This is a genomic window from Patescibacteria group bacterium (assembly GCA_023380635.1).
Lineage (GTDB): Bacteria > Patescibacteriota > Microgenomatia > JAMCZE01 > JAMCZE01 > JAMCRP01.
The window spans coordinates 123,397-137,887 of record JAMCRP010000001.1 but is presented as its reverse complement, the minus strand read 5'-3'; the positions used below and the strand labels follow the sequence as shown (position 1 = coordinate 137,887).

General features: G+C 45.8%; 16 protein-coding genes and 2 tRNA genes. 14 read left to right on the top strand and 4 right to left on the bottom strand.

The window, feature by feature from the left end; translation table 11 throughout:
• The 9 genes from gatC to M1403_00815 all read left to right on the top strand — a co-directional run bounded on the left by gatC (position 1) and on the right by M1403_00815 (position 8,721).
• The gene (gatC, locus tag M1403_00855) at positions 1 to 300 is read left to right on the top strand and encodes an Asp-tRNA(Asn)/Glu-tRNA(Gln) amidotransferase subunit GatC (GenBank protein MCL4397559.1); all 300 of its coding nucleotides are present in this window, start codon (positions 1 to 3) and stop codon (positions 298 to 300) included.
• The gene (locus M1403_00850; GenBank protein ID MCL4397558.1) at positions 291 to 1,649 is read left to right on the top strand and encodes an aspartyl/glutamyl-tRNA amidotransferase subunit A; all 1,359 of its coding nucleotides are present in this window, start codon (positions 291 to 293) and stop codon (positions 1,647 to 1,649) included. Before gatC ends, M1403_00850 begins: the two co-directional genes overlap by 10 nt.
• The gene (gatB, locus tag M1403_00845; GenBank protein MCL4397557.1) at positions 1,646 to 2,938 is read left to right on the top strand and encodes an Asp-tRNA(Asn)/Glu-tRNA(Gln) amidotransferase subunit GatB; all 1,293 of its coding nucleotides are present in this window, start codon (positions 1,646 to 1,648) and stop codon (positions 2,936 to 2,938) included. The genes M1403_00850 and gatB overlap by 4 nt, the downstream gene beginning before the upstream one ends.
• Complete coding sequence (locus M1403_00840) at positions 2,935 to 3,792, top strand: diguanylate cyclase (protein ID MCL4397556.1); 858 nt, start codon at positions 2,935 to 2,937, stop codon at positions 3,790 to 3,792. Before gatB ends, M1403_00840 begins: the two co-directional genes overlap by 4 nt.
• 62 nt (positions 3,793 to 3,854) lie before the next feature.
• The gene (locus M1403_00835; GenBank protein ID MCL4397555.1) at positions 3,855 to 7,091 is read left to right on the top strand and encodes a DNA polymerase III subunit alpha; all 3,237 of its coding nucleotides are present in this window, start codon (positions 3,855 to 3,857) and stop codon (positions 7,089 to 7,091) included.
• 50 nt (positions 7,092 to 7,141) lie between these two features.
• Positions 7,142 to 7,324, top strand: coding sequence for a hypothetical protein (locus tag M1403_00830; GenBank protein MCL4397554.1), 183 nt, complete (start codon positions 7,142 to 7,144; stop codon positions 7,322 to 7,324).
• Positions 7,325 to 7,366: 42 nt separating this feature from the next.
• Entirely contained in the window at positions 7,367 to 7,660 is a 294-nt protein-coding gene (gene rplS, locus M1403_00825; GenBank protein MCL4397553.1) for a 50S ribosomal protein L19, read from the top strand.
• A 3-nt stretch (positions 7,661 to 7,663) separates the two neighbouring features.
• Complete coding sequence (locus tag M1403_00820) at positions 7,664 to 8,032, top strand: YraN family protein (protein MCL4397552.1); 369 nt, start codon at positions 7,664 to 7,666, stop codon at positions 8,030 to 8,032.
• Between the two features lie 80 nt (positions 8,033 to 8,112).
• Positions 8,113 to 8,721: a hypothetical protein gene (locus M1403_00815; protein MCL4397551.1), complete on the top strand. Its 609-nt coding sequence runs from the start codon at positions 8,113 to 8,115 to the stop codon at positions 8,719 to 8,721.
• A 113-nt stretch (positions 8,722 to 8,834) separates the two neighbouring features.
• Here M1403_00815 and M1403_00810 read toward each other — a convergent pair whose 3' ends face one another.
• The 3 genes from M1403_00810 to M1403_00800 form a co-directional block, all read right to left on the bottom strand.
• The gene (locus M1403_00810) at positions 8,835 to 9,431 is read right to left on the bottom strand and encodes a hypothetical protein (protein MCL4397550.1); all 597 of its coding nucleotides are present in this window, start codon (positions 9,429 to 9,431) and stop codon (positions 8,835 to 8,837) included.
• A 217-nt stretch (positions 9,432 to 9,648) separates the two neighbouring features.
• Positions 9,649 to 9,720 (bottom strand) — tRNA-Lys (locus tag M1403_00805).
• Positions 9,721 to 9,759: 39 nt separating this feature from the next.
• Positions 9,760 to 10,260, bottom strand: coding sequence for a class I SAM-dependent methyltransferase (locus M1403_00800; GenBank protein MCL4397549.1), 501 nt, complete (start codon positions 10,258 to 10,260; stop codon positions 9,760 to 9,762).
• A 21-nt stretch (positions 10,261 to 10,281) separates the two neighbouring features.
• On the opposite strand from M1403_00800, the gene M1403_00795 reads away from it, so the two are divergent.
• Positions 10,282 to 10,357: transfer RNA gene (locus M1403_00795), tRNA-Glu, on the top strand.
• A gap of 51 nt (positions 10,358 to 10,408) precedes the next feature.
• The gene (typA, locus tag M1403_00790; protein MCL4397548.1) at positions 10,409 to 12,205 is read left to right on the top strand and encodes a translational GTPase TypA; all 1,797 of its coding nucleotides are present in this window, start codon (positions 10,409 to 10,411) and stop codon (positions 12,203 to 12,205) included.
• Here the strand turns inward: typA and M1403_00785 are convergent.
• Entirely contained in the window at positions 12,202 to 12,537 is a 336-nt protein-coding gene (locus tag M1403_00785; protein ID MCL4397547.1) for a hypothetical protein, read from the bottom strand. The genes typA and M1403_00785 overlap by 4 nt on opposite strands.
• 61 nt (positions 12,538 to 12,598) lie before the next feature.
• On the opposite strand from M1403_00785, the gene M1403_00780 reads away from it, so the two are divergent.
• Genes M1403_00780 through M1403_00770 form a run of 3 tightly spaced genes read left to right on the top strand, consistent with a single transcriptional unit; the run spans position 12,599 to position 14,485 of the window.
• Positions 12,599 to 13,732, top strand: a complete 1,134-nt coding sequence (locus tag M1403_00780; protein ID MCL4397546.1) for a hypothetical protein — start codon at positions 12,599 to 12,601, stop codon at positions 13,730 to 13,732.
• Complete coding sequence (locus tag M1403_00775) at positions 13,642 to 14,010, top strand: metallopeptidase (protein MCL4397545.1); 369 nt, start codon at positions 13,642 to 13,644, stop codon at positions 14,008 to 14,010. The genes M1403_00780 and M1403_00775 overlap by 91 nt, the downstream gene beginning before the upstream one ends.
• On the top strand, positions 13,973 to 14,485 hold the full coding sequence (locus M1403_00770) for a hypothetical protein (protein ID MCL4397544.1): 513 nt from the start codon (positions 13,973 to 13,975) through the stop codon (positions 14,483 to 14,485). Before M1403_00775 ends, M1403_00770 begins: the two co-directional genes overlap by 38 nt.
• Positions 14,486 to 14,491 lie beyond the last annotated feature (6 nt).

The window sequence follows — 14,491 nt, the reverse complement described above, 5'->3', positions numbered from 1 at the left end:
ATGAATAAAAATAAAATATTAACAATCGACGAGGTGAAACATGTGGCTAAACTGGCCGATTTGCCGCTTTTAGAAAAAGAGGCCGAAGACTTTCAAGTAAAACTTTCCGAGACCTTGGATTACGTTGAAAATCTTAACCAGATTGATACGGCCAGGGTTTCTCCAACTTATCAGACGGGCCACCAAGAAAATAAACTGCGCGAAGACGAAGTTAGAGCCGGCCTAACTCAAGAGGACGCGCTGAAAAACGCCAAGTTAACTAAGAACGGCTTTTTTGTAGTTAAAGCGATATGGGATTAAATCAATTAAATCTTTCACAAGCTCTAAATGGGCTGAAGGAAAAAAAATTTACCAGTGTTGATCTGGTGAAAGAGTGTGTGGCACGCATTAATCAAGTCGATGATCGGGTTCGTGCTTTCTTAGCTCGGAACAGTCGGGTTGAGACGGAAGCTATGGAACTGCCCGTGGGGATTCCGGTGGCTATAAAAGATAATTTCAATACGGTCGGATTGGAAACGACTGCTTCCTCGAAGATTCTTTGTGGCTATATACCGCCTTATGATGCGACCGTGGTTAGAAAAGTGAGAGAAAACAGTGGAGTTATTTTGGGAAAGACAAACATGGACGCGTTCGCTCATGGTTCCTCGACCGAAACTTCTGATTTTGGATCAACAAAAAATCCCTGGAATTTGACCCATTTGCCGGGAGGATCATCCGGCGGATCAGCTGCGGCTGTGGCTGCTGACGAAACGATTTATGCTCTCGGTTCGGAAACAGCCGGATCAATTCGCCAACCAGCAGCTTGGTGCGGAGTGGTAGGACTTAAGCCGACTTATGGTCGTGTCAGCCGCTATGGCTTAATCGCTATGTGTTCGTCTACAGATTCCCCTGGCCCAATTACAAAAACTGTCGGCGATGCGAGGATTGTATACAACTGGATTAGAGGAGTCGACCCCATGGACGCTACCACAAAAGACGGGGACAGTGGGGGTAGTAAGGGGATTAAAGGATTAAAGATAGGTTTGCCAAAAGAATATTTCCGGGCAGAAGCACAAAAAGGCATTAATGAAACTGTAAGGGCTGCAGCTAGAGAGCTGGAGAAGTTGGGAGCGAAATTAGTTGATATTTCTATGTTTGACCCGCGATATGCGATTTCTGATTACACTATTGTCCAACGGGCGGAGGTTTCCTCTAATCTCGAACGATTTGACGGGGTCCGTTTCGGACGAGACAGAAGCTTTTTTAATGAGGAAAATAAACGACGGATAATGCTGGGAACCTACACTTTGTCCGCAGGCTATTATGATGCCTATTACAAAAAGGCCCAACAAGTGAGAACTCTAATCGTTGATGATTTTGAGAAGACTTTTGAAAAGGTTGATTTGATATTGGCGCCGACTTCTCCGAGTGTGGCTTTGAAAGTCGGGGCCAGCAAAGGGCAAAGTATGTTTGGGGAATTGGCTGACATTTTAGTTGAGCCGAGCAGTCTGGCCGGGCTGCCGGGAATCAGTGTACCTTGCGGTTTTGTTAATGGCCTACCGGTTGGTATGCAACTGATTGGATCAATGTGGAGCGAAGAGTTAATTTTAAATATTGCTGAAGAGTTTGAGAGAGTAACTAACTGGCATAAGGAGAAACCAAAACTGTGAAGTATCAGCCGATTATTGGTTTAGAGGTTCATGTAGAACTGGCAACACAAAGCAAAATGTTTTGCGGGTGCAGTGCGGAACATTTTGGCGTGGAACCTAACACTCATACCTGTCCCGTGTGTTTAGGTCTGCCGGGGGCTTTGCCTGTTCCGAATAAGAAGGCTGTCGAGTGGACGATTATGTTGGCCCAGGCATTGGGTTGCAAAATTAATTTGGAATCGCATTTTGACAGGAAAAATTATTTCTACCCGGATCTTCCAAAGGGCTACCAAATTACCCAATACGAGAAACCGTTTGGGGAATGGGGGAAAGCCGGAAACATTCGCATAAGAAGAGTGCATTTGGAAGAAGATACGGGGAAGCTGCAACACACTGACGGAATGACGCTGGTGGATTTTAATCGCAGCGGAGTACCTCTGGTCGAGATTGTAACCGAGCCGGACTTCCGGTCGATTGAGGAAGTGGATGAATACCTGAAAAAGCTGCAAAAAATTATCCGCTACCTGGGCATTTCCAACGCCGATATGGAAAAGGGAAGCATGAGATTGGAACCGTCAATTTCCATGTCGCCGGATGGTAAATTGCCAAATTACAGAGTAGAACTGAAGAATATTAATTCTTTCCGGTTTGCCAGAAAAGCATTGGAATACGAGATTAAAAGACAAACAGAATTGATGGAAAAAGGAGAGAAAGTGCCGCAACAGACAAGGGGCTGGAACGAAGCAAAAAACGCCACAGTCCCCCAGCGGGAGAAAGAAGAGGCCCATGACTATCGCTATTTCCCGGAACCGGATATTCCGGAAGTAAAATTTAAGATAGAAGATATAAAAAAGATCGAAGAAAAAATTCCGGAGTTGCCGGATGCCAAATTTGAAAGGTTTAAGAAAGAATATGGACTAAATAACTATGATGCGATACAACTGACCGAAGAGAAAGCTACTGCGGATTTCTTTGAAGAAGCGGTAAGGGTCATGGGAGAAATGCGGGATATAGGAGAGATCTCAACTAAGGAGGTGGCCAATTGGATTATTAATAAGAAAGTGGACATGGCCCAAATGGTTCCGGCACAGTTGGTGCAAAAGATTGCCCAAGTCAAAGTGGTGGCCGCTGTCGACACTGCCGAGCTGGAAAAAATTATCAATGAAATAATTTCCCAAAACTCCAAAGCAGTGGCCGATTACAAAACCGGAAAGACTCAGGTTCTTGGTTTCCTAATCGGCCAGGCCCGGACTAAAATCAAGGCAGACATCAATGTCATCTCCGACCTGCTGCGAAGAAAGCTTTCATGAGCAGAGAACTATTGGGTACTTTTAACAGCCTTGGAAAATATTTCTTGCCGGAACAAAGCGAAAGAATTGCTGACCTGACTAAGACCTTTAGGGCTAATCCTAAATTTCGGACAATCATTAACGAGGAGTTTCGTGAAAACTGCAGTGTTTTCCGAAATCACGGACTGATTAAGCCTGACGGCTTTTTACGGGACAATTATGTTGTCTTAGCTGCTTGTTTCGACGCAGCTCTTCGCAGCTCAGATAACAGAATCGAGGCAGAAAAAGAATCGCGAACTGATTATCTGACTGGAGCCTTAAGTAAAAGAGGGTTGGACGAGGCTCTTTGCCGAATCTTTCAGCGATATCCGCCCGATGTTGAACATCGCCCATCGCCATATTATTATGCTATGGCTATGCTCGATGTGGATCGATTTAAGTGGTATGACGATAAACTGTCTCATAGCAAGGCTGATGTGATCCTGCAGGAAATTGTTTCTTTGACAAATACCTTAATTCGAACTCCCTTTGATCTGATTGCCCGACCAATGGGGGATGAATTTGTATTACTTCTCACTATAAGTGACTATGGCAATCGGGACCCTCAGAAGGTCGGACTAAAACGCCTGGAGGAAATTGCGGGTTTCCTAAACAGTTTAGTAACCGACTCGGTGATGGACCGTTATAATCGAAATGCCAGGAGCCAGAGTGAATTAATGGCTCCAATACCGAAAGTTACTCTCAGTTATGGAGCGAAGGTATTTTCTCATCCGGAAACGATTATTGATTCCCCACAAGAGCTTGGATCCAAGATATATGATCCGCTGGACATTGAATTGCAGCATAGCAAGAAATTAAAAAACATTAGCCGATAAATTTTGTTGTTCCTCTTGTGGGATTTTAAGCAGTTTGTTAAAGTATCGCAGGAAGATAAATCATGGCTAATTATGTTTCTCTTCATACCCACTCGGAATACTCGCTTCTGGATGGTTTAAGCAAGTTTAAGGATCTCCTGGCCCGGGCTAAAGAATGGGAAATGCCCGCCTTGGCGATTACCGATCACGGAACCATGTACGGAGCGATTAAATTTTACCTGGCCGCCAAGGAAGCAGGGATAAAACCCATTCTTGGAGTGGAAGCCTATCAGGCCGAAAAAAGCCGTCTAGACCGATCCGGTTCCGGACGCGACCAGTACCACTTAATTCTTTTAGCCAAAAATCTGAACGGTTATAAAAATTTGATGAAAATCGTCACCGCCGGACATCTTGAGGGATTTTATTACAAACCGAGAATCGATTGGGAGGTTTTAGAAAAATATCACGAAGGAATCATTGCTACTTCCGCCTGTAATCTGGGCATGATCGGGAAAGCGCTGGAGAAGGATGACTGGAAAAAGGCGGAAGAAATAGCCCTGCGTTACCAAAAGATTTTCGGGGAAGGCAACTTTTATCTGGAAATTCAACACCATCCGGGTCTGGAAAAAATTAACGAGACTTATGAAAAGCTTGCTAAGCTGTCGCGCAAATTAAGTATTCCCCTGGTGGCTACCAATGATTCTCACTACACCAAAAAAGAGGACGCTGACGGTCAAGAAACACTTCTATGTATCCAAACGCAAAAAACCTGGCTGGATAAGGATCGGCCCATGTCGATGATTGATGTTCCGGATTTCTATTTCAAGTCTCCCGAGGAAATGAGTAAAAGTTTTGCTCAATATCCGGACGCTTTGGAGAATACTTTGAAGATTGCCGATATGGTCGATTTGGATATCCCGATGGATAAATATATTTTTCCGCATTTTCCGCTGCCGGGGGGCGAGACCATGGATTCCTACTTGGAAAAACTGGTAGAGGAAAGAGTGTATAACCGCTATCCGGAGGTAACGGCGGATGTGACGGCTAGAATTGCGCACGAAATGGACATCATTGAAAGCATGGGCTATTCGTCATATTTTTTAATTGTTTCCGACTTTGCCAATTGGGCCATGAATAACGGTGTCATGCGTAACGCCCGCGGTTCCGGAGCTGGCTCCATTATTTCTTATATTCTGGGCATTTCGACGATCGATCCTTTGTTGTACAAATTGCCGTTTGAAAGATTCTTGCATAAACAACGGCCCAGCCCGCCGGATATCGACATGGATTTGGCCGATGACGGGCGGGAGAAAGTGCTGGATTATGTTCGACAGAAATACGGCGCGGATAAAGTGGCCCAGATTATTACTTTCGGGACTATGGAAGCCAAAGCGGCCGTGCGGGATGTGGCCCGGGCGCTTGGCTACCCGTATGCCGTCGGCGACCGGCTGTCAAAAATGATTCCGCCGGGCAGCCAGGGGTTCCCTATGTATATTGATCGGGCACTGGAAACAAATGCAGAACTAAAGGCGGCTTACGATAACGAAGAAGATACCAAAAAGATAATCGATATGGCCAAAAAAGTAGAGGGCGTTGCCCGGCACGCTTCGGTTCATGCCGCCGGGGTAATTATTTCCGATAAATCTTTAACGGAATATGTGCCCTTGCAACTTGATCCTAAGGGGGGCAAAGTGATCACTCAATATGATATGTATGCCCTGGATCTTAATGCCAGCAAACACGCAGTGGGGTTGTTGAAAATGGATTTTTTAGGCTTACGCAATTTAACGATTTTAGGTCAGGCTTTGAAATTTGTGGAGGAAAATACCGGCAAAAAAATTAATCTAGAAAAAATTCCCCTGGACGATAAAGAAGTTTACGCCATGATTGCCCGGGGAGACACCACCGGCGTGTTTCAATTGGAATCCGGCGGAATGCGAAAGCTGGCTAAGGATTTACAACCTTCGGTTATTTCTGATCTTGGCGCTATGGTTGCCCTCTATCGACCGGGCCCGCTGGAAATTATTCCGGATTTTGTTAAAGCCAAGAGACACCCGGAATTAGTGCGCTATCTTCATGAAGATCTTAAACCAATTCTGGAAGAAACTTACGGCTTTATTATTTATCAAGAGCAGGCTATGGAAATTGCCCATGCGATGGGTGGCTACACCATGGCGGAAGCGGATGGTTTCCGCAAAGCCATTGGAAAAAAGAAGCCGGAGCTAATGAAAGTTGAGGGTGAAAAACTTAAGGCCGGGATGGTTAAAAACGGTTACAGCGGCGACCTGGCAGACAAGATTTTTGCGTTGATCGAAAAGTTTGCCGCCTATGGTTTTAACAAGGCCCACAGTGCTGATTATGGCATGATTGCCTACGAAACAGCCTACATGAAATATCACTACCCTGTCGAATATATGACTGCCATGCTGACGGCCGAGAGCCGGGGTAACACCGGCGACACCAAAGACGAAAAGATCCAAATGTGCATTGAGGAATGCCGGCGGATGAAAATCCCCGTTTTGCCCCCGGATATTAACAAATCCGGAACGGAGTTTAATATTGAGGGCCGGTCGATCCGTTTTGGCCTTTCCGCCATTAAAAATGTCGGGGCGGCAGCCATTGATAGTATTCTTAAGGCCAGAGACTTGGAGGAACCGTTCCGATCGTTGTCAGATTTTGCCCGGCGAGTTGATTTGCAAAAAGTGAATAAAAAAACCCTGGAAAGCTTAATTAAAGCCGGAGCGATGGACCAGTTTGGCAAAAGGTCGGCCATGCTGGAATCATTGGAGAAAGTCATTTCCGAAAGTCATAAACTGGCCAAACAAATTAGTTCAGGACAAACGGGGTTGTTCGATACCGGAGATAAAACTGATGAAGAAAAAAAGGAATCTGTTTCTTTCGAGTTGCCGGATGTGGAAGAACGGCCAAAAGAAGAACTCCTTTTGTGGGAAAGGGAATATCTGGGGTTTTATCTGTCTGAACACCCGGCCCAAAAAGCTCTGGAGAAAATCGTCGACCTGATTACTCATGAAATCGGAGAGCTTTCTGAGGATCTGCATGTTAACAAAACCGTCACCACCGGCGGCATGGTAACCAGCACCAGGAAAGTTTTAACCAAAAAGAATAATGACGAAATGGCTTTTATGACTCTAACCGGGCGGGATGGCACCAAACTGGACTGTGTGATTTTCCCCAAACTTTACGCCAGCTTCGGAAAGGATTTATGTGTGGAAAATAATGTGATTATCTGTACCGGAAGAGTAGATAACCGTGACGGAAAACTTTCGCTCATCGTTGACACCATGAAAAAAGTCGGCTAGACTGTATTTCCAGGGGTTCATCCTTGTCCCTCCCAATAAGGGATTTTTTTATGGCCGGAAAGGAGGTGAAAAGAGTGAAAATTGAAGCAGTAGAGAAAAAACCAATTATTGATGTTGATCATATCGACGGCGACGAAATTCTCTGGCCGCCAGTTTTGATTAAGGCAACAAATCGACCGGAGGAACTACCGGCAATTTTGGAAATTCAAAACCGGGAGCCTCAAGGAGATTGAACTAGTTGAGTAAATCCGGCTAGTCTGCTAAAATAAGTAGGTATGGATATTGCGTTTCGCGTTGGCGATACCATCCGCGTTTCTCAAAAAATTGTGGAAGGGGAGAAAACTCGACTTCAGGTTTTTGAAGGAATTGTGCTGGCGATTAATAAAACCGCCAAAACCTTTACTGTTCGGAAAATTTCCGATGGCGTTGGGGTGGAAAGAATTTGGTCTGTTGATTCTCCCTGGATTGAAAAAATTGAAGTGAAGAAAAAGGCCGGAACCATGCGGCGGGCGAAACTTTATTATTTGCGCAATTTAACTCCGAAAGAAGTGACCAGGGCAGTGGCCTAACAAGTGGACGGAGAGAACAAGAGGATAGGTCAGCTGGGTGAAGAAATTGCCTCCAATTACCTTCTGAAGAAGGGATACCAGATTATTGAGCGAAATTTCCGGGCAAAGCAATATGGCGAAGTGGATATTTTGGCTCAACACCGAGACACTTTAGTCTTTGTTGAAGTCAAAACTAGAATCGGCGACGAGTTTGGCCGACCCGGTGAAGCTATTACTCCCGGAAAGCTACACGAACTTAAGAAGATGGTGGATTTCTATTATAACCAATACCCCAACACAAGTTTGTCGCCCCAGATTGATGTAATCGCCATTACTCTAAAAAGCGACGAAGCGATTGATAGCCTAGAGCATTTTGAAAATATCACCCTGTAGTGTGCTCGTTTGAGCTACTTTGTCCCTCTTGATAGGATTTATAAAAAGACAGAAGAATAGATAAAGTGAATAATTGTTGTGTGGAAACGATCGAGCTGGAAAAAGGCGGATTCTTAAAGAGATACCTCTTCCCCGAAATTGATACGCTTTTGGCTGATCTTGATCGACCCATGGATGAAGACCAGGAATTTGAGCTAGAAGCTTCTTTAGCGCTGGCAGCTGTAAAACCCGGAGCCATTGTGCTGGGACCTGTCTTTGCGAATCGTCTAATTAAAGATCAAAAAAAGATTGCAAAGCCTGACGGCTTTCTTTTTAGTCGCCAACCAGGCGAGCGGCTTCAACTAGAAGCTTTCTTGGAATCGAAAAACGGAAGAAAAGTTAACGGGAATGATGTCGAATACAAAAACCGGGGATTGGCAAACTTACTTAGGCGACTGAGAAAAGAACCGGGTTCTCTGTCAACGAGGCTCAGACACATCTTAGGCTATGAAGACGAGGAATTTGTTCCCGTGCCGGCCCAAGTGCTTATTCCTGAAACCTCGCGGGTAAAATTGATTTTAGCCAGGCCGCGAGGCAAAGGAATCGATGTTACCGACCGGTTAACAGCTAATCTCCCCCTGCCGATGGAATATTTGAATGTGGATGTTAACAAAGGCACAAGAATGAGATTTGACTTCAGGGCTCGGTGAAGCGGCCGTCCCGTGTTTGATCCCCTTTTGGAAGAGTTTAATACGATTGTCATCATAACCAAACAACCCACCGGTTTCGAACCCGATGGGCTGCTTAGGATTAAGTAGGTAACTCAATTTCCAGTTATATCTCCATGATTCCCTGTTGACGCATTTACCCAACTCCCATTATTACCAGCATGGTAGTTCCATGCCCAGTACGGTAGCTTGAAATCAGTATAACCAGTAAAGTAAGTTCCTATCCAATCAAACGATGGTCCCGAGCTGAAATCAAAAGTGCCGATATTTCCATGTGTTGGATAGCTAGGACTTGAATTGAGAGTGCCATCAAAGAAAGCTGTATAACCCCCTTCAAATGCACCTTGAACTCCAGCGGCTAGAGTTTCTCCTGTCTCTGGACTTCCAGCACCATTAGTTACAAATTGGCCTTGGTATTTTGCAATAGCACAAAATGTTCCATTAGCCTGTTGCCATATTTGAAGTCTCTTAGTGTAATTATCCGTAGCCCAAACTGGTGGTACTACTCCTGAATCAGCATTATTCGTGACTTTATATGTAACGTTAACTACTGGAGCACTTGAAGTATTACAACTGCTCGCATTTACCGTTTGACCAAAGTTCGTATGCACTGATGGGGCAGCAAAAGCTGGAACTGCAAACATTGCTAATCCGATGGCCGCAGATGCTACACCAATTAAGATTTTTTTCATTTATTTTTTCACCCCCTCTCTTTTTATAAATTTTAAACAAAAAAACCAACCAGTTACGGTTGGTTCCTGACACACTGACAAACAGTGAGTTTTGTCATGTAAATAATATAGTTCATGTTATCGGTCGTTTGCAAGATGTTTATATAGATCAAACCAGTTTATATTAAATCGGCATCTTTAACAACGCAAGCGTTTGCAGTTTTTAGAAGGGGTAGTGTGAGGCGACAGGGATTCGAACCCTGGACCAAGAGCTTAAAAGGCTCCTGCTCTACCGCTGAGCTATCGCCCCAACGGTTATATTTTAGCTTTTTTGAGGCTTTGAGGCAAGCTATCGCTGATAGACAAAAATCGGCAGTTTGCCGGTGGCTTTATCGATTTTGACAGGCTGCCATTTTTGGAAGAGAAAACCGTACGAGATTACGGTCGCACCCACGGGCAGCTCCGTTTCTAACTTAGCTTGAACCCTTTTATTTATGGTTCGGGGCAGGCCGTATAAATAGACGCAACTGGCTGGGGAAAGGTCCTGGGCAAAAAGATCGCCAAGAACATAACGCTCGCGGCGTGAAGCTTGGAGCAGGCGGCTGGTAGCGTACAAAAAAGGATTAAGCTCAATGCCAACGCTTTTGCAGCCGAACTTTTTGGCCACAAAGCGCACTACCCGGCCGTCACCACAGCCTAGTTCATAAAAAGTATCTGTTGGTTTAAGCTTAAGAACTTTACCTAATCTTTCCAATTCACTATTTTTGATCGGAATCCAAGGGGCAAACAACCACCCCGCAAGGGCAAAAGGCAGAATCATGATGAGGAGTATGACAGCAACCCAAAACATGATAAAATAATAAGCGATCGGGGCGCGTTCGTCTAGCCTGGTCTAGGACACAAGATTTTCACTCTTGGAATCGCGGGTTCGAATCCCGCACGCGCTACTTGGCCCTTCCGTTATTTTGCCCGAAGGAGGGCTTTTTTAATGAATAACTATGAATATAAGAAATGTCGCAATTATTGCTCATGTTGACCACGGCAAAACCACGCTCGTGGATGCTTTGCTGCGGCAATCGAACACCCATTTAAACAAAGAACAGGCGGCCCAAAGCGCCATTTTGGACTCTAATGAGCTCGAAAGAGAACGCGGGATTACCATTTTCTCCAAGAATGCGTCGGTTATGTGGGGCGATACCAAAATAAATATTATCGATACTCCCGGCCACGCCGACTTCGGTGGGGAAGTGGAACGGGTGCTGAAAATGGCTGACGGAGCACTTCTGCTCGTAGATGCCAAAGAAGGACCCATGCCACAAACCCGATTTGTTTTAAAAAAAGCCCTGGCTTTGGGATTAAAAATTATCGTGGTCGTGAATAAAGTTGACAAACCTGACGCCAGACCCGAGTGGGTCGTGGGCAAGACTTTCGATTTGTTCGTCGAACTGGGGGCTTCAGAAGAAGCCGCTTTTTTCCCGGTGGTTTATGCTATCGGCAAAGACGGCAAGGCGGGAATTGACCCCGATGTTTCGAAAATGAAGGATATTACCCCGGTTTTTGAGGCTATTAGGGAGTTTGTCCCGGCACCTTCGGGAGATCCTGAAAAACCTTTACAAATGCTGGTGACGACCATTAAGGGTGATAATTTCAAAGGGAGAATTGCCACCGGGCGGATCTATAATGGTCGGATTAAAGCTAATCAGGAAGTGGCTTTGATTAACCGGGCAGGCGAAACAAAAAAGTATCGTTTAACGGCTTTAATTGGTTTTGAAGGGTTGGAGAAAAAAGATATTGCCGAAGCGGAAGCGGGTGACATTGCGGCCATTGCCGGAATACCAGACATTAATATCGGGGAAACCATCACCGATCCGAATAATCCGACTGCACTACCTCTTCTGGACATCGAACAACCCACGGTAAAAATGACTTTTGGGGTTAACACCTCGCCGTTTGCCGGCAAAGAAGGAAAGTTTTCGACGGGCCGGCAAATTAGAGAGAGATTAATGCGGGAACTGGAAACGGATATGGCGCTACGGGTCAAGAATAATCCCGATGGCACCTGGGAAGTTTCCGGGCGCGGTGAACTTCACCTGGCGATACTCGTTGAACGCCTGCGAAGGGAAGGCTATGAACTGGAAGTTTCCCAGCCGAAAGTTGTTGAGAAAGATGGCCTTGTTCCTTATGAGATGGTTTATATCGAAGCCCCCGAGCAGTTTTCGGGGATCATTATGCAGGAAATGGGAGAGCGGCACGGAAATCTGCGGGACATGAGAACGGAAAATGGGACGGTTTTTTTGGAATTTCTGATACCAACACGCGGACTTTTGGGCTACCGGAGTAAATTCATCACCGATACCCGGGGCCTGGGGATTATTAACACTTCCTTTGAAAAGTATGATAAAGATTTTGAAAACTGGAAGGAGCGCGATCAGGGATCGCTGGTGGCTCACGAAACCGGAAAGACCTTACTCTATGGATTAATTAATATTCAAGACCGGGGGCAGTTGTTTGTCGGGCCAGGAGCAGAAGTGTACAAGGGTCAGGTGGTGGGCCAAAATGCCCGAACCGGCGACTTGCGGGTGAATGTCTGCAAAGAAAAACAGTTGACCAATCACCGCTCCAAAGGCGAAGGGGTTTCCGCTCATTTTGACAAACCCAGGGAGATGGCTTTGGAAAATGCTTTAGATTATATTGACGATACCGAACTGGTTGAAGCCACACCGCTTAATATTCGCATCCGTAAAGTTGTTCTCGATGAAGCAGAGGCCAAAAGAGCGGCGAGGGGACTGACTTAGGGGTTATCTTCACTACCGGCGAGGCCCACGAATTTCGCCGTTCCCGACACAAACCAACCAAGATTAATTTGGCCTTCACGAAGATCTTCGACGGGGACATTAAGCAGGCTGAAGGGTACGGTTCCGTTTATGAATCGGAGGCTGGTAACGGTAATTCTCCCTCCGGGATGACGGGGATCATCCATTTCCGTCACCACACCAGTTACTGCTTTTGCGGTGACCTCGGGACGGTTTTGTTTAACGATCAGTACGGGGGCTTTGGCCTTCTCGGCCAAGCTATTAGGTCTAGACTTAAGAAGTAACTCAGTCCAATCTGATATTTGTTCAGACACAAGGTGATTATATGATGATAATTTTGACCGTCAAGTAGAGAGTTGATGATATAATTTGCTAGTGCGCAAAAAAGCTGCAATTTGCCTCGCTTTAATATTTTGCGGATTGATTTTTGTTTCCCCTGTCAGGGCAGTTTACGACCCCCTATCCGTTCCCAATAATAAGTTCGGTATTCACATCCTGGATCCCCAGGAAATCTTTAAAGCGGCGGATTTGGTGAACACTTCCGGCGGACAGTGGGGTTATGTGACGATTCCCATCCGGGCCAATGACCGTGATTTGGAGAAGTGGACAAAATTCATGCAAAACGCCAAGCAACTCAAAATTATCCCAATCTTGCGTATTGCCAGTTTTCCGGTCGATGATCACTGGATGGCGCCGAACGAATATGATTTAGTGGATTTCGCCAACTTTCTTGACCAGTTGCCCTGGCCGACCAGGAACCGCTATGTGGTAATTTACAACGAGCCTAACCACGAGGGTGAATGGGGCGGTTTTGTTTATCCGCAAGAATATGCGCGGGTGTTGGATCGGGCTGTTGATATCTTTCACAAACGCAACCCGGATTTCTTTGTGATTTCCGCGGGGATGGACGCGTCAGCTCCTAACGGAAGCAATTCTATGAATGAATATGAGTATTTTTCAGAAATGCAGGCCGCCTGGCCGGGAATTTTTTCCCGGATAGACGGCTTTTCTTCCCACGCCTACGGCAATCCCGGCTTCTCGACCTATCCCAATGTTTATAGCCCGGTCAATGTAGCTTCGTACCGTTTTGAACGTGATTATCTCTGCCATAATTTTGAAGCCTGTAACCTGAAGATTTTTATCACGGAAGCCGGCTGGAAGAACGGCGGCTGGCTGAAGGCGGCTTTTGACGATATCTGGACCGACGATGATATCGTGGCCGTAACCCCGTTTCTTTTGGACGCCCAAACCCAACCCTTTGCTGATTTTAGTTTCACCGGGACAAACGGCTTAAAACCGTTCGCTAAAGAATACATGGCGATATCCAAGGCGGCGGGAAACCCGCAGCTGGCGGCAAAGATTAGCCAAATTAGCCAGGGATATCAGGTAAACCCCGGGTCTGGTAAGATATACCCGCAATGGACTGGCAACTTGCCCCAGATGTTAAACGACGCCTTGATCGGATCCTGGATAGCCAAATTTTTGGCCATGTTGACGGGTCCAAAATAACAGCTATGCGTGGCCACGGCTCGTCATCAAGAGCCATTGCCCGCATTTGGAGCCTGCCCCGCCCCTGGCAAATGGTTTTGGGAATTAAACCCCAGTATATAATCGAAGTGATAGCCGAACGGTTTGATAAAATGTCGGAGGAGGATAAGGATAAAACGCTTATTCATGAGTTAATGCATATCCCCAAAACTTTCAGCGGCGCTTTGGTGCCGCACAAAAGGGGATTTAATAAAAAAGTAAATGATCACTATTCTACATGGCGAAAATTCGGCCGCTAGTCGCAAAGAGCTGGAGAAAATAAAAAATGAGTTCTCCGGTGAAATCGTTTCATTAGACGGAGCCACTGTCAGCGAAACGGACTACATTCAGGCGACACAATCCGGTCCGATGTTTGCCAATGACCGGCTGATTATTATTGAAGGTTTGCCCAAGTTTGATTTGGGGAATCCACAGGCGGAAGTCATAGTTTGGTCAGGCAAAAAGATTACCCCGCCGAAAACGGCTAAAGCTTTGGAATTCCGGATTTCCCAGACAATCTGGAAGTTTCTGGATTATCCGACAGTTCCGGGATTTAGAGAAGCGCTTAGAGATAATGACGCCCAATTCATTTTTTTAATGCTGGTGCGAAAATACCGCCTCTCTCAAAACGGCCCGGCTTTAAAGAAGTTGCTGGAGATTGACTATCTGTTCAAAACCGGCCAGTTGCCCGGAGATTTGTCCCTTGCTATTGAACTATTTTTGCTGGGTCTCTAACATAGT